General features: G+C 72.1%; 17 protein-coding genes and 1 tRNA gene. 9 read left to right on the forward strand and 9 right to left on the reverse strand.

Features of this window, described 5'->3' with window-relative positions:
- Nucleotides 1-3: 3 nt before the first annotated feature.
- From ACIA8N_RS12180 to ACIA8N_RS12195, 4 genes are read left to right on the forward strand one after another with little or no spacing between them, the layout of a single operon-like run.
- Nucleotides 4-438: a roadblock/LC7 domain-containing protein gene (locus ACIA8N_RS12180; protein WP_030215966.1), complete on the forward strand. Its 435-nt coding sequence runs from the start codon at nucleotides 4-6 to the stop codon at nucleotides 436-438.
- The gene (locus ACIA8N_RS12185; protein ID WP_030555500.1) at nucleotides 435-812 is read left to right on the forward strand and encodes a DUF742 domain-containing protein; all 378 of its coding nucleotides are present in this window, start codon (nucleotides 435-437) and stop codon (nucleotides 810-812) included. Before ACIA8N_RS12180 ends, ACIA8N_RS12185 begins: the two co-directional genes overlap by 4 nt.
- Nucleotides 790-1413 carry an ATP/GTP-binding protein gene (locus ACIA8N_RS12190; RefSeq protein WP_030555502.1) on the forward strand — a complete coding sequence of 208 codons (624 nt, stop codon included), beginning with the start codon at nucleotides 790-792 and terminating at the stop codon, nucleotides 1411-1413. The genes ACIA8N_RS12185 and ACIA8N_RS12190 overlap by 23 nt, the downstream gene beginning before the upstream one ends.
- On the forward strand, nucleotides 1410-1982 hold the full coding sequence (locus ACIA8N_RS12195) for a GAF domain-containing protein (RefSeq protein ID WP_365780145.1): 573 nt from the start codon (nucleotides 1410-1412) through the stop codon (nucleotides 1980-1982). The genes ACIA8N_RS12190 and ACIA8N_RS12195 overlap by 4 nt, the downstream gene beginning before the upstream one ends.
- Before the next feature lie 75 nt (nucleotides 1983-2057).
- Here the strand turns inward: ACIA8N_RS12195 and ACIA8N_RS12200 are convergent, their stop codons facing one another.
- The gene (locus ACIA8N_RS12200) at nucleotides 2058-3266 is read right to left on the reverse strand and encodes an acyl-CoA dehydrogenase family protein (RefSeq protein WP_365780146.1); all 1209 of its coding nucleotides are present in this window, start codon (nucleotides 3264-3266) and stop codon (nucleotides 2058-2060) included.
- A gap of 575 nt (nucleotides 3267-3841) precedes the next feature.
- Between ACIA8N_RS12200 and ACIA8N_RS12205 the strand changes: the two genes are divergently transcribed.
- Nucleotides 3842-3915 (forward strand) — tRNA-Pro (locus ACIA8N_RS12205).
- Between the two features lie 123 nt (nucleotides 3916-4038).
- Here ACIA8N_RS12205 and lepB read toward each other — a convergent pair.
- On the reverse strand, nucleotides 4039-4641 hold the full coding sequence (gene lepB, locus ACIA8N_RS12210; RefSeq protein ID WP_365780147.1) for a signal peptidase I: 603 nt from the start codon (nucleotides 4639-4641) through the stop codon (nucleotides 4039-4041).
- A gap of 32 nt (nucleotides 4642-4673) precedes the next feature.
- Nucleotides 4674-5144: a hypothetical protein gene (locus ACIA8N_RS12215; protein ID WP_365780148.1), complete on the reverse strand. Its 471-nt coding sequence runs from the start codon at nucleotides 5142-5144 to the stop codon at nucleotides 4674-4676.
- A gap of 251 nt (nucleotides 5145-5395) precedes the next feature.
- Between ACIA8N_RS12215 and ACIA8N_RS12220 the strand changes: the two genes are divergently transcribed.
- The gene (locus tag ACIA8N_RS12220; protein ID WP_365780149.1) at nucleotides 5396-7258 is read left to right on the forward strand and encodes an ABC transporter ATP-binding protein; all 1863 of its coding nucleotides are present in this window, start codon (nucleotides 5396-5398) and stop codon (nucleotides 7256-7258) included.
- On the opposite strand, the gene ACIA8N_RS12225 is transcribed toward ACIA8N_RS12220, so the two are convergent.
- The 4 genes from ACIA8N_RS12225 to ACIA8N_RS12240 are packed head-to-tail and all read right to left on the reverse strand — an operon-like array spanning nucleotide 7249 to nucleotide 13204.
- Complete coding sequence (locus tag ACIA8N_RS12225) at nucleotides 7249-7764, reverse strand: DinB family protein (protein ID WP_365780150.1); 516 nt, start codon at nucleotides 7762-7764, stop codon at nucleotides 7249-7251. The genes ACIA8N_RS12220 and ACIA8N_RS12225 overlap by 10 nt on opposite strands.
- 51 nt (nucleotides 7765-7815) lie before the next feature.
- Nucleotides 7816-9996, reverse strand: coding sequence for a PQQ-binding-like beta-propeller repeat protein (locus ACIA8N_RS12230; RefSeq protein WP_365780151.1), 2181 nt, complete (start codon nucleotides 9994-9996; stop codon nucleotides 7816-7818).
- Nucleotides 9993-12296: a PQQ-binding-like beta-propeller repeat protein gene (locus ACIA8N_RS12235; RefSeq protein WP_365780153.1), complete on the reverse strand. Its 2304-nt coding sequence runs from the start codon at nucleotides 12294-12296 to the stop codon at nucleotides 9993-9995. The genes ACIA8N_RS12230 and ACIA8N_RS12235 overlap by 4 nt, the downstream gene beginning before the upstream one ends.
- Nucleotides 12297-12310: 14 nt before the next feature.
- A complete protein-coding gene (locus ACIA8N_RS12240) occupies nucleotides 12311-13204 on the reverse strand; it encodes a hypothetical protein (protein WP_365780154.1) in 894 nt (297 codons plus the stop codon).
- A 294-nt stretch (nucleotides 13205-13498) separates the two neighbouring features.
- Between ACIA8N_RS12240 and ACIA8N_RS12245 the strand changes: the two genes are divergently transcribed.
- The gene (locus ACIA8N_RS12245) at nucleotides 13499-16489 is read left to right on the forward strand and encodes a BTAD domain-containing putative transcriptional regulator (RefSeq protein WP_365780155.1); all 2991 of its coding nucleotides are present in this window, start codon (nucleotides 13499-13501) and stop codon (nucleotides 16487-16489) included.
- Nucleotides 16490-16589: 100 nt separating this feature from the next.
- Nucleotides 16590-16886, forward strand: coding sequence for a hypothetical protein (locus ACIA8N_RS12250; RefSeq protein WP_365780156.1), 297 nt, complete (start codon nucleotides 16590-16592; stop codon nucleotides 16884-16886).
- A gap of 140 nt (nucleotides 16887-17026) precedes the next feature.
- On the opposite strand, the gene ACIA8N_RS12255 is transcribed toward ACIA8N_RS12250, so the two are convergent.
- Nucleotides 17027-17278 (reverse strand): EF-hand domain-containing protein, encoded by a 252-nt coding sequence (locus tag ACIA8N_RS12255; RefSeq protein ID WP_365780157.1) that lies wholly within the window; start codon nucleotides 17276-17278, stop codon nucleotides 17027-17029.
- Nucleotides 17279-17486: 208 nt separating this feature from the next.
- Between ACIA8N_RS12255 and recQ the strand changes: the two genes are divergently transcribed.
- Entirely contained in the window at nucleotides 17487-19511 is a 2025-nt protein-coding gene (gene recQ, locus ACIA8N_RS12260; protein ID WP_365780158.1) for a DNA helicase RecQ, read from the forward strand.
- A 61-nt stretch (nucleotides 19512-19572) separates the two neighbouring features.
- Here recQ and fdhD read toward each other — a convergent pair whose 3' ends face one another.
- Nucleotides 19573-20412 (reverse strand): formate dehydrogenase accessory sulfurtransferase FdhD, encoded by an 840-nt coding sequence (gene fdhD, locus ACIA8N_RS12265; RefSeq protein WP_365780159.1) that lies wholly within the window; start codon nucleotides 20410-20412, stop codon nucleotides 19573-19575.
- Nucleotides 20413-20491: the final 79 nt, after the last annotated feature.

Below are 20491 nucleotides of genomic sequence, written 5' to 3' on the forward strand. Positions count from 1 at the left end.
ACCATGGCGAGCAATGTGCCGACCGGCCATTCCTCGGATCTCGACTGGCTGCTGAGCGGTCTGGTCCAGCGGGTCCCGTACACCCGCAACGCGGTTCTGCTCTCCTCCGACGGCCTCGTCAAGTCCGTCCACGGCCTCGACCCCGACGCGGCCGACCACATGGCGGCCCTCGCCTCCGGGCTCTACTCGCTCGGCCGCAGCGCGGGCGCCCGGTTCGGCGACGGCGGTGAGGTCCGGCAGGTGGTCGTCGAGCTCGACTCGACGCTCCTCTTCGTCTCCACCGCCGGATCCGGCACCTGTCTGGCGGTCCTCGCCGGACGCGAGGCGGACGCCGCGGTCCTCGGGTACGAGATGGCGATGCTCGTGAAGAGCGTCCGCCCGTACCTGGTCACCCCCGCCCGGCAGGCCGCCGGCGCGGTCGGTGGCACTGGGCAGTGACCGTGACGTCCTCCCAGGAAGGGCCCTGGCTCGACGACGCCGCCGGCCGGCTGATCCGCCCGTACACCGTCAGCGGTGGCAGGACCAAGCCGACCACCGCCCTCGACCTGCTGTCCATGGTGATGGCGACCGGGTCGTCGCCCCAGGCGCACATGGGTCCCGAACACAGCCTGGCCCTCGGGCTGTGCGACGGCCCCACCTCGGTGGCCGAGATCGCGGCACACTTACGGCTCCCGGCCGTGGTCACCAAGGTCCTGCTCTCCGACCTCGTGGACTGCGGGGCGCTCACCGCCCGCGCTCCCCGGTTCCACGCCAATCCAACCGACCGTTCCTTGCTGGAGGCAGTGCTCGATGGCCTACGACAACGGCTCTGAGCGCAACGACAGTTTCGCCACCGACCCGTTCCCCACCGCGCTCAAGATCCTGGTGGCGGGGGGATTCGGCGTGGGCAAGACGACCCTGGTGGGCGCGGTCAGCGAGATCGAGCCGCTGAGCACCGAAGAGCTGCTGACCTCGGTCAGCGCGGGCACCGACAGCCTCGTGGGAGTGGAGTCCAAGACCACGACCACCGTCGCCATGGACTTCGGCCGCATCACGCTCGACGACCGCCATGTGCTCTATCTCTTCGGCACCCCGGGCCAGGAACGCTTCTGGTTCATGTGGGACGAACTCTCCGAGGGCGCGCTCGGGGCGGTCGTCCTCGCCGACACCCGCAGGCTCCAGGAGTGCTTCTCCGCCGTGGACTTCTTCGAGCGGCGGGGCATCCGGTTCGTCGTGGCGGTCAACGAGTTCGACGGTGCCTACCGCTACGAACCGGACGAGGTACGGGCAGCGCTCGACCTCAAGCCGGAGGTACCGGTCGTCCTCTGCGACGCCCGGATCTCCAGCTCCGGCATCCGCACCCTGCTGACCCTCGTACAGCATCTGATCACCACCATCCCGGCCACCGTGCCGAGCTACGGAGCCACGCCATGACGTACGACCCCACCGGTCACCTCCTGCTCACCCCCGTCGACAAGGACGCGCCCGCCCGCGTGGAGCGGCTGCGTGAACTCGGTCTCGGGGAGCGGCCGGAGCCGGCGTTCGACGAGTTCGCGCACCGCCTCGCCGACGTGACCGGGGCCCCGTTCTCGATGGTCAACTTCATCGACGAGAACCGGCAGTTCTTCGCGGGGCTGCACACCCCCGAGGGCACCCACTCGGGCAGCGACCTGGGCGCGGCCGCCGCGGGCGCGGGCGGCGTGAGCCGTTTCATGGCCCGTGACCACGGCTACTGCCCGCACGTGGTGGTGCGGCGCAAGGCGCTCGTCCTGGAGGACGTCTGCGACTACCCGCGGTTCGCGGGCAACCCGGTCGTGGACGAGATCGGCATCCGCTCCTACATGGGCGCTCCGCTGATCGACCGTACGGGAGTGGCCCTCGGCACCATCTGCGTGGTCGACACCGACGTCCGGCCGTGGGGACGCGCGGGCCTGGAGACGATCAAGGCGATGGCGGCCCAGCTGATGGAGCAGATCAACCGTCGTGAGGACGGCAGGTTCTGACCGCCGCCACCCGCAGGAACGCCGGGAGCCCCGGTACGGCCGACAGCCGTACCGGGGCTCCCGGCGTCCGGGGCGTCAGGCGTGCACCGGCTCGGTTTCGGGCGTGCGGACCAGTTCGGACAGGCGTTCCGACCAGCTGCCCTTGTCCTGGCCGAGGGCGACCTCGGCCAGCCGCAGGAGCTGGATGTCGGAGGTGCCAGCCGGGGCGAAGATGTGGTGGGCGTCCCGGAGGTACCGCTCGATGGCCCGGTCCGTGAAGAGACCGGCGGCGGCGTGGATCTCCATGGCGTTGCGCCCGGAGTCGATCGCCGACTCGACGTTGACGAGCTTGGCGTTCATCAGCTCGGCGTCGCAGGACAGGCCCTGGTCGAGCAGGTGCACCGCGTGGTACGCGGCCAGCCGGGCGGTCATCAGCCGGGACTGCATCTGCCCCAGCTTCAGCTTGACCGTGGGCAGGTCGTGGAGCGGCTTGCCGTACCGGATGCGCTCGGATGCGAACCGGGTGGTCTCCTCCAGGATCGCCTGGTGGATGCCGAGCGAGACGGCGGTGAGGTTGGCCCGTCCGTAGAGCACGCTGGAGGAGTACGCGACGGAGAGGCCGTCGCCCTCGTCACCGAGCCGGTTGGAGGCCGGCACCCGGCAGTTCTCGAAGATGAGCTCGCCGAAGCTGAAGCCGTGGAGACCCATGGCCTGCTGCTGAGGACCGGTCCTGAACCCCGGGCGATCGGATTCGACCAGCAACGCGGTGAGCCCCTTCGACCCGGGACCGGTCCTGACCACGACGCCGTGCAGATCGCCGACATGGCTGTTGCCGACGAAGACCTTGCTCCCGTTGAGGATGTAGTCGTCGCCGTCGCGTACCGCGCTGGCGCTCATCCCCAGGACGTGGCCACCGGATTCGGGTTCTGTGACCGCGATGGTCGGCAGGCACTCGCCGGCCGCGATGGCCGGAAGCCAGGTCTTCCGCTGCTCGTCACTGCCGAAGTGCACGATCTTGGCGGTGCCCAGCTGCGAGGCCTGGACCATGGCGCCCATGGCGCCGGAGACCCGGGAGAGCTCCTCGATGATGATGGTCTTGGCCAGATGACCTGCGCCCATGCCGCCGTATTCCTGGCCGATGGTCGCGCCGAGCCAGCCCTGCACGGCGATCAGCCGGGACAGCTCGTGGTGGACCGTGCGGGATGCCTCCATCTCGGCTATCCGTGGCCGGACCTCACGCTCTGCGAAGTCACGGACCGTCTCCCTGAGCTGATGATGCAGCCGGCTGCTGAAATAGCCGTCCATACGAGTCCTCCCCTGCGAAACGCCTGATCGGTTGTCCGGTCAGGTGGTGCATCGGCAGTGGTCCCGTCCCGAACAGGCCGACCACTTCATGGTGTTGATCTTTCCGGGACGGAGCAATATCGCCACCAACTTTGTCCGAAATTCGAGCGGTTGACGATTGAATCTGTCTGTGTTTCGTGTGGTCTTGCCCTGCTCGGCCCGATCCGCAGGACATTCCCCCTGTGCATCTTTCTGCCACATGCCAACGGCAACGAAGTCGTGGGCATATGGCTATGAGGTGGCCTGGTTCACCACATGCGCACCTTCCTCCCCAAAGGGTCGGCATGCCGGAAGCTCTCCGGTCCCGTTCCTGCCCAGGTGGAGCCGCGCTGCGCCCCCGGAACGCTCCGTTCGGGCTCCCGGGGGAGGCGCGCGGGCGCACCCACCGGCGCGCAGGCGCATCACACAGAGTGAGCGACCCGCTGCGGGAGCACGCCCCCTCCCGGGCGCGGGGAAAGGGTTCGTGACCATCAGGGAAAGTGCGGTATTGTTCTCATGCGCGTCCAGCCAGGGGAAACCCCAGGTCAGACGGGCAGCGGGACGTGGCGCAGCTTGGTAGCGCACTTGACTGGGGGTCAAGGGGTCGCAGGTTCAAATCCTGTCGTCCCGACTCGAAAGAGTCGTTGACAAGGGGCCGTTTCAGAGTGATCTGAAACGGCCCCTTGTCCGTTCTCGGGGCCGGCCGAACGGGCGGCCGACCGGCTGTCGGCGAGCGGCCGTCAACGGGTGGTTGTCACCGGACGGGGCGCTTCCTGCCCAGGATGATCTCCGTGGCGATCGAGCCGAGGACGAGGGCCGACCCGAGCAGTGCCGTCAGCCCGGCCCCGAGAAGGCCGGAGCGGTCGTCGAGGGCGCGCGCCAGGACCGCGCCCTCCGCGACGGTGCCCGACCGGTCGTCGAGGAAGTACCGGGAGTCGTTGGAGTTCGCCCGGTGGTCGCCCAGGAGGAAGAGCCGTCCCTCAGGGACCACCACGTCATAGGCGGGGGCCGGCCCCGACGGGTCGCCGCCGTTCAGGTACGGCTCGGTCAGCGGCTCCCCGTTCACGGTCACCGGCCCCCCGGGCCGCTGTGCGACCCGGTCACCGCCGACGCCGACCACCCGCTGGAGCACGGCCAGGCCGCCGTAACGCCCGGCGGTCCGCTGGAGCACCACATCGCCCCGCCGGACCGATCCGGCCTCGGTGCGCTCCAGGAGGACACGGTCGCCGGGCGTGTACGTCGGCCGCATGGCGTCGCTCGACACCTTGGCGGTCGTGTACCCGGCGCCGACGTGCACGACCGCTCCCACCGCCAGGACCAGCCCCGACGCCCCCAGTATCCGGAAGACCGTTCTCACAGTTCTCGCTGTTCTCACAGTTCTTGCTGTTCTCACTGTTCCGCCCGGTCGATCGCCTCGATCATGCCGCCCAGGACCCCGTGGTAGGCGTTCTTCCGGAATGCGGGATACCGCTCCGCGACGCTGTGGAGCGCGTCGAGGGAGAAGCGGTACGCGCTCTCCAGGAACTCGGCCGTTCCGCACACACCGGGAACGGGGTCCCATGACCGCAGGACCTCCAGTCCTGCGCCCGCCGGAACGAATTCGATGAGCATGCTGCTGTCGGTGAAACCGATACGGCCCGGCCGCCCGTCCGAGACGGCTCGTGCCGCCAGGAGCACGCAGTGCGCGAAGTCGAGCAGCGGAACCCTCAGCCGCTCGGGTTCAAAACCCGCTGCCGTCATGGACACCCGCGTCCCGAAATAGGCGTAGCGCAGGTTCATCTCACTCGTTTCCGCCAATTCGGCGGCCTCCTTCTCGGAAGGCTCCCGGACCGAGTCGGGATCGAATTCAAGGAGGAACATGGAATGAAGAAACCTTTCGCCTCTGTGGACTCCGCAGGTCGCCGAGCGGTCGTCGTGGACTCGGCGGCACCGGGATTATCGACCTGTCGAATGATCATCTGTCAAATGGCCGGACAATACGCCTCAGACGTCTCGTCGCTCTCGTGAAACCACTCGGGGGGAGAGGCCGGAAAAAACCCTTGGACGGCTCGCGTTCCCGGGCGGAACACTGTCGACCCTGTCCCCGTTCGATACGACAAGACAGGGTTGGGATGGGAACGCCTGAATCGCGCGAACGTTCACCTGGCAGGGGTCCCGTACTCCTCGCCCTCCGCTACTACGCACGGGAGTTGGCCCGGCTCAAACGACTGACCGTGCCGGCGATGCTGCTTCCGGCACTGGGCAACATCGGAATCTTCTACATCGTGCCGCTGGTCGTGGCGAAGCTCGTCGGGCACATCGCCGGGGACCCGGGCGGCGGCTTCGGCCCGATGCTGCCCTACGTCCTCGGCTTCGCGGGAGTGCTGCTCCTCGCCGAGGCGCTGTGGCGCGTCGGACTGCACTGTCTGAACCGCCTCGACGCCCTCGGCATCGAGCACCTGTACGTGATCGGCATGGACGAGCTGTTCGCCAAGGACGCCGCCTTCTTCCAGGACAACTTCGCCGGCTCGCTGACCAAGCGGGTCCTGAGCTTCGCCTCCCGGTTCGAGGAGTTCGTCGACACGCTCACCTTCTCGGTCATGGGCAGCTTCGTCCCCCTGGTGTTCGCGTCGGTGGTCCTCTGGACGTACGAACCCCTGCTCGTCGTCGGGCTGCTGGTGATGATCGCGGTGACGGGCCTGTGCGTAGGGCCCCTGATCCGTCGCCGCCAGAAGCTCGTCGGGCAGCGGGAGGAGGCGATCGCCCGGGTGTCGGGCCATGTCGCCGACAGCCTGATGAACATGGACACGGTCCGCTCGTTCGCCGCCGAGGAACGCGAGGCCGCCGAACACCGGGCCCGCGTCGCGGAGTCGCGCCGCCTCACGCTGCGGTCCTGGGACTACGGCAACCTGCGCATCGACACCCTCGTCGCGCCGATGTCCGTGCTCACCAACGTCCTCGGACTGCTGCTCGCCCTCTCGCTCGGCGCGGGGGAACGCGGAGTCGAGGCCGTCGTCGTCGCCTTCACCTACTACTCCAACGCCACCCGGATCATGTTCGAGTTCAACCAGATCTACCGGCGTCTGGAGAGCTCGATGACCGAGGCCGCGCAGTTCACCGAATTGCTCCGCACCCCGCCGACCGTACGGGATCCGGCCGTGCCGGAGCCGCTCCGGTCCCGGGACGCGGACGTGCGCTTCGAGAAGGTGACCTTCGCCCACGCGGGCGCGAAGCCCCTCTTCGAAGGTCTCGACCTGACCGTGTCCAGCGGGGCGAAGGTGGGATTCGTCGGCAGGTCCGGCGGCGGCAAGACCACCCTCACCCGCCTGCTGCTGCGGATGACGGACATCGACGGCGGCCGGATCACGATCGGCGGACAGGACATCAGCCGACTGCGCCAGGCCGAACTGCGCAGCCTCATCGCCTACGTGCCGCAGGACCCGGCGATGTTCCACCGCACGCTGCGGGAGAACATCGCCTTCGCCCGGCCGGACGCCACCGACGCCGACATCCGGCGGGCGGCCGAGGCCGCGCACGTCACGGAGTTCGTCGAGACGCTACCCCGAGGCTTCGACACGATGGTGGGCGAGCGCGGAGTGAAGCTGTCCGGCGGCCAGCGGCAGCGGGTCGCCCTCGCACGGGCGATCCTGCGCGACGCGCCGATCCTGCTGCTCGACGAGGCGACCAGCGCGCTGGACTCCGAGAGCGAGATCCTCGTACAGGACGCGCTCTGGCGCCTCATGGACGGGCGGACGGCCCTCGTCGTGGCCCACCGGCTCAGCACGGTCGCCACCATGGACCAGCTCGTCGTCCTCGACAGCGGGCGCATCGTCGAACAGGGCACCCACCACGAGCTGCTCGCCGCGGAAGGCGCCTACGCCAAGCTGTGGCAGCACCAGTCGGGCGGCTTCCTCGACGGCGCCCCCGACGTGTCCGCGCCTACGGCCGACGGGCCCTCGGTCATGGCCCGCGGCGGGCTGCCCCGTCAGGAGTAGCCCTTCGTCCCGTCGAGGAGCTCCCTGACGATGTCCGCGTGACCCGCGTGCCGGCCGGTCTCCTCGACGAGGTGGACCAGCATCCAGCGGAGACTGGCTCCGCCCGACCGGAACTCGGTGTCACGTCCGACGTCGTCCAGGCTCGCGGCGGCGACGATCTCGTCGCTCCGTTCGCACTGCGTCTCGTACTCGGCGAGCAGCTCCGCCAGGGACCGGCCCCCGACCCGCCAGTCGGCGTCCCTGTCCTCCTCGTCGAAGGAGGGGTTCTTCGTCTTGTCCCCGCCCAGGAACAGCACCTCCAGCCAGGTGTGTTCGACCCACCGCATGTGCGATATGAGCCCGGCCATCGTCATCAGGGGCGAGGTCGGCAGTACGACCCGGTGCGCGTCCTGATCGCTCAGTCCCTCGCACTTCCACCGGAGGATCCGGCGCTGGAGCTCCAGCCAGCCGAGCAGGGTGGTGCGTTCGTCCCCGACGAGGGGAGGTCGTTCCAGTTCAGCGCTCATGCGTCGGCACGTTAGCCGAGCGCCTTCCGCGGGCGCGAGGCCGCGCGGCCCTCAGCTCTTCCGCACCGAGAAGCGGAGCAGCCTGCCCGACCACGTGGCGTAGAGGTGATCACCGGCGATGTGGGTCGACCAGGAGCCGGAGCCGCCGTCGACCGCGTGATGCCAGACCTGTTCGCCGGTCTCGGCACGGAACGCGTACAGGCCCTTCTCGCCCGAGACGAGGAAGAAGCCGCCCAGGGCGCCCAGGAGTTCCGGGTCGCCGAGACCGGAGCCGGCCGTCCAGCGCTCCGCGCCGGTCCCGGCGTCGACGCCGTGCAGGACCTTCTCGTCCAGAAGGCAGACGGTCGCCCCGGAGCGTGCGAAGCCGCGGTTGCCGCGGGCGGCGGTCCGTACGGTCCACAGGGTCTTGCCGTTCTCCGGGTCGAACGCGACGAGCAGGCCGCGCGTCGAGCCGTTGGCCCCCGTGCCCGGGTAGCAGAACAGGGTTCCTTCGAGCAGGCTCAAAGAGTGTCCCCAGAGGAGGATCTCGCTGTTCGTCGGCGGAAGCTTCGTGGGCGCGCTCCACAGCGTCCCGCCGTCCACCGGGTCGAGGGCGAGCAGGTTCATCCTGCCGTCGACGGCGTAGAGCACCTTGCCGTCGTCCGGCGGGTAGAGCATGACGAGGTCCTTCGCCCACACGCGCTCGCCCGATTCCGCGGCGAGGACGGCGTACCCGCTGGTGCTCGCGGCCGGATCCGTCGTCGAGGAACTGCCCCAGGCGATCACGGCACCCTCCCGGGTGCTGCCGATGACCGACAGGGCGTTCTTCACGGCGGACGACGTCCAGCGCACCGTGCCGGTCGGCGCGTCGAGCGCCTGGAGACGGCCGCCGCTCGTCGTGACGACCAGCGTGCCGTCGCTGAACTCGAGCCGGGGCGCGTCGTTCTCGTCGGGGGCCGCGCTCCACAGCTCCTTTCCGGTCCTGCCGTCGAAGGCGTGCACCTTGCCGTCGGTACGTACCGTGTAGACGCGTTCGTCGTCGGTGAGCGCGTCGGTGTTCTGCCCGCCGGAGTCCTGCCACAGCAGCGCGCCCGTGGCCCGGTCGAACGCGGCCCCGGAGGTCTGCCGGGTGCACAGCAGCGTGGTCCGGGTCACCGCGCCGAGGGACATGCCGGGACCAGGAAGGTCACGGGTCCAGTCGAGTACGGGGAGGGCACCCGTGCCCCGGCCGCCGTCCGGGCGCAGGAACCAGGCCGAGCCGGCGCCCGCCGCGGCCACGGCGAGCACCCCGCCGCCGATCAGCAGCCGACGGCGGCTGAGCAGCGGGGGGCGTACCGCGTCGCGCAGGGTGCGTTCGTCCTCGGTCACCTGGAGCTCGACCGCGCCGAGCCAGCCCGCCGTGGTCTCCGGCCGGAGCCACGACTGCAGTTGTCCGACGCTGGGGCGACGGGCCGGGTCCTTGGCGAGGCACGCCGTGACGATCCCGAGCAGGCCCTGCGGAACGCCGTGCAGCTGCGGTTCCTCGTAGGCGACCCGGTAGAGCAGGGCATGGGCCGCACCGGTGCCGAACGGCGGTATGCCGGTGGCGGCGAAGGCGAGCACGGCGCCGAACGCGAACACGTCGCTGGCGCCCGTGAGGGGGGCGCCCTGCGACTGCTCGGGCGACATGAAGCCGGGCGAGCCGGCGACCTGGCCCTCGGCGGTGAGGACGGTGCCGTCGACGGCCCGGCTGATGCCGAAGTCGATCACCCGGGGCCCGTCGAGGGTGAGCAGGATGTTGGACGGCTTCAGGTCGCGGTGGACGAGCCCCGCGCGGTGGATCGCGGCCAGCGCCTCGGCCAGTCCGCCGCCGAGCACGCGCAGCGTGGCCTCGGGCATGGGACCGTGGGCGGCCAGGGCGTCGGACAGCGACGGGCCGGGGATGTAGGCGGTGGCCAGCCAGGGCTGCGCCCCCTCGGGATCGGCGTCGACGACCGGCGCGGTGAAGGCACCCGAGACCGCGCGGGCGGCGTCCACCTCTGCCCTGAAGCGCCTCCGGAAGTCCGGGTCGGCCGCCAGCTCCTGGCGTACGACCTTGACGGCCACCGCACGGCCGCTGCGCGAGGCGGCGAGGTGGACGCGCCCCATCCCGCCCGCACCCAGTTCGCGGATGATCCGGTACGGACCGATGTACGCGCCGGTGGAGCCGGCGTGCGGGGGTGGCGGGGCCGAGGGCGGCGGTGGCGGGGTGGGGGGCGTGGGCTGCGTGGTCACGACGTGGTGCTCCGGAAGGCGTAGAGGGTGGTCTCGGACGCGGCGAAGAGGGTCTCGCCGGAGGTCTGCAGGTGCCAGCTGTCCTTGCGCCCGCTCTCGCTGCCGCCGGGCTGGTGCGCCCAGAGCAGCTTGCCGTCCGAGGCGCGCAGGACGACGAAGCCGGGGACCTCGCCGGTGGCGAACGTGGGGACGGCCACCACGGACGAGGAGACGACAGGGCCTGGGGACATCGCACCGCCGGAGGTCGTCAGGTTCAGCGGGCTCGCGGTGTGCCACTTCTGCTCGCCGCTCTTCATGTCCAGGGCGAACACCGTGTCCTGACCGTCGAACACATAGGCCCGTCCGCCGCGGACCGTGGCCGGGCTGATGTTGGTCGTCTCGTTGACGGCGGTCCACAGTTTCGCGCCGTCGGAGGCGCTGAAGGCCTGCACCTTGACGCTGACGACGAGCAGCGTCGTCCCGTCGGAGGCCAGGCGCGGGTAGGCGCCCGGTTCGATGACGTCCGGGACGCTCCACCGCTCGGCGCCGGAGCGCAGGTCGAGGCCCCGGAGGGTGCCGTTGTCCTGCAGGAAGCAGTGGCGTCCGACGGCGTGTGCCTGGAAGTCGCTGCCGCGGATCCCGCGACGCGACCACAGGACCCTGCCCGAGGTCAGGTCGACCGCGACGATTCCGTAGCCGTCGTCACCACTGAAGGCGAGGACGGCGATCGAACCGGCCACGGACTGGACGCTCTGGACGTAGGGCACGCGGCCGTCGGCGCCCGCCCGGGTGACCGCGTACGCGAACTTCTGCCTGCCCGTGGCGTCGACACCGAACAGATAGCCGCTCTCACCGCTCCAGCCCTCGGCGAACAGCGTCGAACCCTGGACGCCCAGCCACTTCGGCGTACTCGTGACCTCGGAGGGCGGCCGGAGCGAACCCGTCCAGCGCTGCTTCCCGGTCGCCGCGTCGTAACCGAAGGCGTGGGTCGTGTCCCAGTGCACCAAGGTGTTTCCGACAAGCCGGAGTTGCCCGCTCTCCAGCTTCTTGAGCGGGGCCGTCCAACGTGGCTTCGGTCCCGCCGGGACCTTGGGCTCGGCGAGTCCGGTGGTGCCCGCCCCGCCGCCCGTGCCCGTGCCGCCGCCGGACCGGGCCGGGTCCTCGCCGGTCCGGGACCGCCATGCGGTCAGCGCTGCGGAGCCCCCCGCCGCCACGGCGGTGGTGCCGCCCGCGGCGATCCACAGGAAGGCCCGGCGGCTCGGCCCCTTCGCCCCGGCGGGGACGGGGGTCGCCGCCAGGGGTGCCTCGGGGACGGGCGGTGCGGTCACCAGGACGGCGGCGTGCGCCGCCCGCCGCGCCAGGTCCTGCCGCAGGCCCTCGGTGAGCAGCGCGGCCGGATCGGCGGCCCCCAGCGTGGCGAGGACCGAGGCGGCGGGCGGCCGGCGGGCGGGGTCCTTGTCCAGGCAGGCGCCGATCAGCGGGCCCAACGCCGGGGGGAGGCCTCCGAGTCGAGGAGGATGGTGGACGGCCCGGTAGAGGATCTCGGCCGTCCCTCCGGCGCCGAAGGGGCCCTGCCCCGTGGCCGCGAAGACCAGGACACAGCCGAGGGAGAAGACGTCGGCCGCCGGTCCCGCCTCGCGGCTCGACACGATCTGCTCGGGCGCCATGAAGCCCGGCGTCCCCATCACCGAGCCCGTCCGGGTCACCTGGGTCGCGTCCACGGCCCTGCTGATGCCGAAGTCGATGACGCGGGGCCCGTCCTCGGCCACGAGCACGTTGCCCGGCTTGAGGTCGCGGTGGACGATGCCCGCCTCGTGGATGGCGAGCAGTGCCTCGGCGAGGCCGGTGCCGAGGGCGCGAAGGGCGGGCTCGGGCAGCACGCCGAAGCGGCGGACGACCTCGTGCAGCGAGGGCGCGGGGACGTAGGCGGTGGCCAGCCAGGGCTGGGGGGCGTCGGCGTCCGCGTCGAGCACCGGCGGGGTGAAGAACCCGCTCACGCTGCGGGCGGCTTCGGCCTCGCGCCTGAAACGCCCACGGAAGTCCGGCGTCTCGGCGTACTCGGGCCGGATCACCTTCAGGGCGACCAGACGCGATCCCGGAGACCTGGCGAGGAAGACCCTGCCCATGCCGCCCTCGCCCAGGAGCTGGAAGATCTCGTAGGGGCCGATACGGGCAGGGCCCGGCTGCTGGGGGACCTGGCCGTGCGAAGGCGCGGGGACGGCGGTGAACGGTCGGGTGGCCGGGTCCGGCGCCCGCCGCACCGTGGTGAACGGAGGCTGCCCGGCCGTGGGCTCGGCGCCCCCGGAGGAGGGTGTACGCACGTCGTCGGGGCGGTTCAGCTCAGCGAACCGAGGACGTCACGGGCGACGGCGACGGCGGCGTCCTCGGCCTGCTTCTGCGTCGTGGTGGAGTCCTTCCGGCTGAAGGTGTACTCCGAGGTGACCACGGCGTTGCCCTCGCGGACGATCACCTGCGCCTGGGTGAGGGACCCGTCGGAGTCCCCCGCGTACACGACGAAGGCCTCCTGGCCGAGCCCGCTGACGGGCTTGGAGTCCATCACCTTGCGCAGGGTGCCCATGTCCTTGAGGGCGACTTCCTTCTTCATGTCGTAGTTGCCCTTGGCCGCCACCCCGACCGTCAGGTGCACGTCCAGGTTCTGGAACGGACCGTCATGGCCCGGCCTCTCCCAGCTCGGGCCCCTGGTGATCATCGACGCCAGGTCCTTGTCGTCGAACAGCCCCGGCGTGCACGCGGCACCCGGGATGATCGCCTCGACCGTGGACGCCTTGACCAGCTCGCACCCCTTGGGCACGTTGGTGAACGCCTTCTCCGCCGGCTCCTCGGCCTTTCCCGCGCCGCCCGGCTTGCCTGCGGACGGCGGTCCGGACGCCGTGCCCTTGTCGTCGCCACCCGACAGGGCAACGACCACACCGACGGTCACGGCCACGGCGAGCGCCGCCGCGCCGGCGATCAGCCACACCCGCGCACCGCCGCGCGGCCCTGCGCCGGGACCCGCGGGAACCGGCTGCGCCCAGGCCGAGGGCGCCTGCGGCGGCACCGGCGGCGGGGCGTGCGGCGGGACCGGCGGCGGGGCCTGGCCGGGCACTGGGGCCGGGCCCTCGCCGGGGCCCTGGGCCGCGGGGCGCCAGCTCGGATCGGCCTGTCCGAAAGGCTGGGTGGGACGGTCGCCGAAGCCCTGCCGGGGGTCCACGGGCGGGGTCTCGCTCACGGGGCAGCCCTCTCTTCTTCTCGTACGGTTCTCGCTCGCGGGCGACGAGGTTGGCCGGATCCCGGCATGACTTGGCAGACTCTGTCGCGTGGTGCTGCGATGCCGATGAAATCCTGCTGAAGCAAGCTGTTGAGAACCGCGCGGTCACGGGGCACGCGCGGGGGACGTGGGGACTTCGACGTGGGCATGGATCCGGCGGATACGGACACGGATGCGAATACCGGGCGGCTGACGATCGACCTGCTCGGTCCGGTCCGGGCACGCAGGGACGAAGCGCCGCTGTCTCTCGGTCCGGTGCGACGGCAGGCGTTCCTCGCGGCCCTCGTCCTGCGCGGTCCCGACCTGGTGACGTACGGGCAACTCCTGGACGACGTATGGGGAAGCGAACTCCCGGGCACCGGCCACCGCGTCCTGCCGAGCTACGTCTACCCGCTGCGCAAGGCGCTCGACACGGCGGGCGCGGGGCCCGCCCGGTCGGTGATCGTCGGCGGGCGCGGCGGCTACCGCTTCGCGGCCGGCTCCGCCGCCACCGACCTCGACGACCTCGCGGACGCGGCCCTGCTCGCCCGGCGGGCGAAGGCCGCCGGTGACCACGACGCCGCGCTGGGGCACGCCGGCCGGGCCCTCGGCCTGTTCCGCGGCGAGCCGCTGACCGGCCTGCCCGGGCCGCTCGCCGACTCCGAACGCCGACGGCTCTCACGGCAGCGGCGCGCCCTGCACCAGGACCGGGTCGAGTGCCTCGTCCTGCTCGGGCGCCACTCGGAGGCCCTGGACGAGCTCATGGCGGTGCCCCTGGCCCGGCCGCACGACGAGCCCCTCGCCGCACTGCGGATGCGCGCGCTGTACGGCAGCGGCCGGCAGGCGGAGGCGCTCGCCGTGTACGGGGAGACGCGCGGGCGACTCCTCGACGAGCTGGGCGTGGAGCCCGGTGAGGAACTGCGCCGGATCCATCAGGCCGTCCTGCGCCGCGACGACCGGGTGCTCCTGGGCCGGCCGGGCGGACCGGGCGCACCGCGCGGACCGCGCGCGGCCAGGGCCGCCGTGACCGCTCCACGAGACGCCGGGAACGTGCACGCCGGGAACGCGGACGCCAGGAACGAGGTCACGGGGAACGAGGTCACGGGGAACGAGGGCGCCCTGCGCCGGGACCAGCTGGATTCCCCGCCCCGCGGCCTCACCCCCCGATCCGGCCGTCCCCGCCACAACGAACTCCCCGGCGACACCGCCTGTCTCGTCGGCCGCGAAGCCGAACTCGCCCTGCTCACGGCCCCCGTGCCGCCCGGGGCGGTGTCCGTGGCGGTCGTCGACGGCACCGCCGGCGTCGGCAAGAGCGCCCTGGTGGTGCGCGCCGCCTGGACGCTCGGCGACGCCTATCCCGACGGCTCCCTGTACGTGGACCTGCGCGCGCACGGAGCCGGCCACGAGCGCGTCGACCCGCGGCGGGCCCTGCGCCGGCTTCTGCGCGCGGTCCGCGGCACCGGCGACGGCCTGCCGGAACACGGCCCCGACGAACTGGCCGAGCTCGTGACGGCCTGGCGGGCGGCCACCAGCGCCCTCCGGCTGCTCCTGGTGGTGGACGACGCCCGCAGCGCCGAACAGGTACGGCCGCTGCTGCCCGCCGGCCCGGGGAGCCGGGTCCTGGTCGCGGGCCGGCAGCGGCTGCCCGGTCTCGACGCCGATGTGCGGCTCACCGTGGAGCCCCTGGACACGGTCGGTTCCGTCGGCCTGCTGCGCACGCTGCTCGGCCCGGAGCGGGCGGACCGCGAGCCCGAGGCCGCCCGCGCACTCGCCCGGCGCTGCGGCGGTCTGCCCCTTGCGCTGCGCATCGTGGGCGCCCGGCTGCAGAACCGCCCGTCCTGGACGCTGGAGCACCTGGCCGCCCGGATGTCCGACGACGCGCGCGGCCTCGGCGGGCTGAAGGCCGAGGACCGCAGCATGGCGGCCGCGTTCCGGATGTCGTACGACCAGCTCGCCCCCGAACTGAGGCGTGGCTTCCGGGCCGTGGGCCAGTCCCCGACGGCCCGTTTCGACGGCCTGACCCTCGCCGTCATGCTGGGCCGTTCCCGTGAAGACGCCGACGACCTCCTGGAGGACCTGGTCGACGCGAGCCTGCTGAACCAGCCGCAGCCCGGCCGCTACCGGCTGCACGACCTCGTACGGGCCCACGCGCGGCACCTCGCCGCCGAGTCCCCCGCGCAGGCCGCCGCGGACCGGGCCGCCGTCCTGGGCCTCTACACGGCGGCGGGCCGCATCGCGGGCGGCTGGGGCTCCGAGGCCTTCCCGACGGGCCCCGAGGTCACCGCGGCGCCCTTCGCCGACTGGCGGGAGGCCACCGCGTGGCTGGACGCCGCGGGCGGCGAACTCGTCGACGTGGTGGCGTACGCGGCCGAGGCCGGGGAGTACGACCACGCCTGCTGGATCGCCGAGGCCCTGGCCGACCACCTGGTCCGCCAGGGCCATCACCAGGAGGCCCGTACCGCCCTGGAGACGGCCCTGAGCTGCGCGGACATGGCCGGTGACAGGCGGATGCCCGCTTCACTGCGCAACTGCGTCGGTCTCGTCGACGTCCACCGGGGCAGGTTCCGTCAGGCGCACGCCTGGTTCGCCGACGCGCTGCGCCTGAGCCGCGTTCAGGGGGAGCCGTGGGACCGGGCCCGGGCCATGGCCGGGATGGGTGTCGCCCGGTGGCCGCTGGGACACGTCGACGAAGCGGTCGCCCACCTGAGCGAAGCCCTTGAGCTGGCGGGCCGGCTCGACGACGGCTGGCTGGTGGCCACCGTGACCTGCAACCTCGGCGCCATCCACGCCACGGACGGACGGCACGAGGAGGCCCTGGGGCACTACCGCACCGCGCTCTCCGTGGCGGAGAAGAACGGCCGGCCGGGGACGATCAGCGCTGCCCTGTGCTTCGTGGCCGACGCCCACCTGACCCTCGGCCGCCCCGAGGAGGCCACGAGCCTGCTGCGACGGGCGGTGGACCTGGCCCAGGAGGCGGGCGACGCGGCCCTGCGCGCCAACGCCCTGTCCCGCCTCGGCGCCGCCGAACACGCCCAGGGCGACCCGCGCGCGGCCGTCGACACCCACCACGAGGCCCTGTCGGCCCTCACCGAGCGCACGAGCACCTGGCTGGAGATGCAGATCCGCACCCGCCTCGGCCAGAGCTACGCGGCGGTCGGCCGCCGCACCGAGGCGCGGCGGGAGTTCCGTACGGCTCAGTCCCTGTCGGGGGCCACCGACCATCCCCACGCCTTCGGTCTGGCGCGCGACGGACTGGACAGCTGCTGAGGCGGGGGAGACGGCCGCGCCGCCGACTTCCACTGACCGTTCCAGTGACCGGTACAGGTGAGTGAGCGTGTCCGTCCGGGCCGCGGCCCGTTGTGAGGGTGTGACCTCAACCCGACGCATCTCCTCACTCCTCGCCGTCGCCGCCGCGTTCTCGTGCCTCGGCGGCACCGCGGCGCAGGCCGCCGCCCCCGTCGGCCCGCTCGGACCGCCGGTGAACCCGGTCAGCGAGCTCGACGCCCTCACCATGACCGGGATTCCCGAGGAGTCCCGCGCGCAGTTCCCCGGCATCGCCGGTCAGCTGGGCGGCCTCAACCGTGTGAACGACCTGAACCAGATCCACCAGCTCACCGACCTGGCCGCGCCGGCCACCGGGCTGCTGCCGGAGATCTCCACCTGACCGACACCGCCTGACCGATCCACCGCCAGGACGAGCCGGCAGCGTGCGACCGACCGCACCCTGCCGGCTCCGTCATGCACGGCGGCCGCAGTCACCGGCCGAGCCGGGCCCCATGGCACCGGCTCCTGCCGGGGCGCGCGTCACCAGCCGAAGCGCCGGTCCACGACGGTGGCGAACTCCTCGAACGACAGGACGCGGTCGCCGTTCTGGTCGGCCGCGTCGAACAGGGCGGAGGCCTCGTCGGCGGTTCCCACGGCCCAGAAGGGGATCACTCCCCGGGCTGCGAGGGTCGGTCCCTTCTCCCGCAGGGCGTTGATGACCTCGACCCGTGTCAGGGTCCCGTCGTGGTCCAGGTCGAGCGCGTCGAAGAGAGTGCGGGCCTTGTCGCTCATGCTGTGTCCTGTTCCCTGTTCCCTGTGGCCGGGGCCGTCGTGTCGGCCGCTGCGTCCCTGTACGGAAGGACGCCGGGTTCGCCCCGCACGTTGCCTCCGGCCTGTCACCGCGCACTCTCCTCCGGGGCGGGGCGGAGCCGCCAGGGGGTTGTCCACAGGTTCCACCGGACGCGACCGGGGTGTCCGTGGGGCCCGATAGGGTGGGTGAATGGTCCTTTCCGACGGTTCCGCCGTGATCTCCGACGCGGCGGAAGTCCTCCACCGCGTCTTCGGCTACAGCTCCTTCCGAGGGGAGCAGCGGGAGATCATCGAGCAGGTCGTCGACGGCGGCGACGCCCTCGTACTGATGCCCACGGGTGGCGGCAAGTCGCTCTGCTACCAGATCCCGGCCCTGGTCAGAGAGGGCACGGGCGTGGTGATCTCGCCGCTCATCGCCCTGATGCAGGACCAGGTGGACGCGCTCAGGGCCCTCGGGGTGCGGGCCGGATTCCTCAATTCGACCCAGGACACGTACGAGCGGCAGGCCGTGGAGCAGGCCTTCCTCGCCGACGAGCTCGACCTGCTCTACCTGGCTCCGGAGCGCCTGCGCACCGAGGGCACCCAGCGGCTCCTCGACCGGGGCAAGGTGTCGCTCTTCGCGATCGACGAGGCGCACTGCGTGGCCCAGTGGGGCCACGACTTCCGGCCCGACTACCTCGCCCTGTCCATGCTGCACGAGCGCTGGCCCAAGGTGCCGCGGATCGCGCTGACGGCGACGGCCACGGAGGCCACGCACAAGGAGATCGCGGCACGGCTAGGTCTGGAGGACGCCCGGCACTTCGTCGCGGGCTTCGACCGGCCGAACATCCAGTACCGCATCGTCCCGAAGAACAGCCCGCACAAGCAGCTGCTGGAACTCATCAGGACCGAGCACGAAGGCGACGCCGGAGTCGTCTACTGCCTCTCACGGGCCTCGGTGGAGAAGACCGCGGCCCTCCTCGCGGAGAACGGCATCGACGCCGTGCCGTACCACGCCGGCATGGACGCCCGCACGCGCGCCGCGAACCAGGCCCGCTTCCTGCGGGAGGACGGGGTCGTCGTGGTGGCGACGATCGCCTTCGGCATGGGCATCGACAAGCCGGACGTGCGCTTCGTGGCCCACCTCGACCTGCCGAAGTCGGTCGAGGGCTACTACCAGGAGACCGGCCGCGCGGGCCGCGACGGGGAGCCGGCCACGGCATGGCTGGCGTACGGACTCCAGGACGTCGTCCAGCAGCGCAAGATGATCGACGGCTCCGAGGGCGACGAGCAGCACCGGCGCTCCCTCGCGATGCACCTGGAAGCCATGCTGGCGCTCTGCGAGACGGTCGACTGTCGTCGGGTGCGGCTGCTCGCCTACTTCGGGCAGAAGGGCGAGCCCTGCGGCAACTGCGACACGTGCCTGACCCCGGCGGAGTCGTGGGACGGCACGGTCCCGGCGCAGAAGCTGCTGTCCACCGTGTGGCGGCTGGCCAAGGAGCGGCGCCAGAAGTTCGGTGCCGGGCAGATCATCGACATCCTCCAGGGCAAGAGGACGGCCAAGGTCATCCAGTTCGACCACGACGGGCTGTCGGTGTTCGGCGTCGGCGCGGACCTGGGGACCGCGGAGTGGCGCGGCGTCGTCCGTCAGCTCCTCGCACTGGGGCTCCTCGCGGTGGAGGGCGACTACGGCACGCTCGTGCTCACGGAGGACAGCGGCGAGGTGCTCGGTGGGCGCCGCACCGTCACGATGCGCAAGGAGAAGGCGCCGGCCGCCCCGTCCCGCAAGGAGTCCGGGGGTCGCTCGGCGAAGGGCGCCCGCGTGCCGGTCGACCTTCCGGCCGCCGCCGTGCCGGTCTTCGAGGCGCTCCGCGCCTGGCGTGCCGCGACGGCCAAGGAACAGGGCGTACCGGCGTACGTCGTCTTCCACGACGCCACCCTGCGGGAGATCGCGACGCGGCTCCCCACGACGGTCGCGGAGCTGGGCACCGTCGGCGGCGTCGGCGAGGCCAAGCTCACCAAGTACGCCGAGGGGGTCCTGGAGACGCTGGCCGAGTCCGGCGGCGCCGGTACGGGTGCCGGTTCAGGAGCCGGACCGGCTCCCGCGGCGGCCGGTGCGGTCGCCGCGGGAGCCCGCGTGCCCGCCGCCCCGGCGCCCGACGCTCCGCCGTCGTACGACGAGGAGCCGCCCTTCGACATGGACGAGTCCGAGCCGCCGTGGGACGAGGACGAGTAGACCGGATCGCTCCGCGGGTCTCTTCCGGGCCGTCGTCACGACGGCCCGGCTCACCGCCCGGTCACGGCCGGCGGTCGGGGAGGTCGATCCGTTCGTCGCCGCAGTAGACGTTCATCGACGCCCCGCGCAGGAAGCCGACGAGGGTGAGTCCGCTCTCGGCGGCGAGGTCGACGGCGAGCGACGAGGGGGCGGAGACCGCGGCGAGCACGGGGACGCCGGCCATGACGGCCTTCTGCACGAGCTCGAAGGAGGCCCGGCCGCTGACCATCAGTACGGTGCCCCGCAGCGGGAGCAGCCCTTCGCGCAGGGCGTGGCCGACGACCTTGTCGACGGCGTTGTGCCGGCCGACGTCCTCGCGGACGACCAGGAGCTCGCCGTCGGGGCCGAAGAGGCCGGCGGCGTGCAGGCCACCGGTCGAGTCGAACACCCGCTGGGCCGCACGCAGCCTGTCCGGCAGACCGGCGAGGGTGTCCGTCCCGATGCGCAGCGGGTCCTCGGCCACGGTCCAGGCGGCCGTCGTACGCACCGCGTCGAGGCTGGCCTTGCCGCACAGCCCGCAGGAGGACGTGGTGTAGAAGTTCCGCTCCAGGGAGGCGTCCGGGGCGGCCACGTGAGGGGCCAGACCGACGTCGACCACGTTGTACGTGTTGCCTCCGTCGGCGGTGGCGCCCGCGCAGTAACGGATGCCCGCCACGTCGTCGGCGGTGTGGACGACGCCTTCGCTGACCAGGAAGCCGACCGCGAGGTCGAAATCGTCGCCGGGGGTACGCATGGTCACCGTCAGCGGGCGCCCGCCGACCCGGATCTCCATCGGCTCCTCGGCGGCCAGCGTGTCCGGACGGTAGGACGAGTCCCCCTCGCGTACGCGCAGGACGCGCCGCCGCGCGGTCACTCGCCCCATGTTCACTCCTCTGACGTTCGGCCTCACCCCAGACTCTGCCACGGGGTGGGTGCCGGGCTGCGCATCGGATCATGCCCGC

This window comes from Streptomyces sp. NPDC051822, from assembly GCF_044452745.1.
GTDB lineage: Bacteria > Actinomycetota > Actinomycetes > Streptomycetales > Streptomycetaceae > Streptomyces.

Coding starts and splice junctions, on each gene's coding strand:
- ACIA8N_RS12180 (WP_030215966.1), top strand. CDS start 4: ATGGCGAGCAATGTGCCGACCGGCCATTCCTCGGATCTCGACTGGCTG.
- ACIA8N_RS12190 (WP_030555502.1), top strand. CDS start 790: ATGGCCTACGACAACGGCTCTGAGCGCAACGACAGTTTCGCCACCGAC.
- ACIA8N_RS12195 (WP_365780145.1), top strand. CDS start 1,410: ATGACGTACGACCCCACCGGTCACCTCCTGCTCACCCCCGTCGACAAG.
- ACIA8N_RS12200 (WP_365780146.1), bottom strand. CDS start 3,266: ATGGACGGCTATTTCAGCAGCCGGCTGCATCATCAGCTCAGGGAGACG.
- ACIA8N_RS12215 (WP_365780148.1), bottom strand. CDS start 5,144: ATGTTCCTCCTTGAATTCGATCCCGACTCGGTCCGGGAGCCTTCCGAG.
- ACIA8N_RS12220 (WP_365780149.1), top strand. CDS start 5,396: ATGGGAACGCCTGAATCGCGCGAACGTTCACCTGGCAGGGGTCCCGTA.
- ACIA8N_RS12225 (WP_365780150.1), bottom strand. CDS start 7,764: ATGAGCGCTGAACTGGAACGACCTCCCCTCGTCGGGGACGAACGCACC.
- ACIA8N_RS12255 (WP_365780157.1), bottom strand. CDS start 17,278: ATGAGCGACAAGGCCCGCACTCTCTTCGACGCGCTCGACCTGGACCAC.
- recQ (WP_365780158.1), top strand. CDS start 17,487: ATGGTCCTTTCCGACGGTTCCGCCGTGATCTCCGACGCGGCGGAAGTC.
- fdhD (WP_365780159.1), bottom strand. CDS start 20,412: ATGGGGCGAGTGACCGCGCGGCGGCGCGTCCTGCGCGTACGCGAGGGG.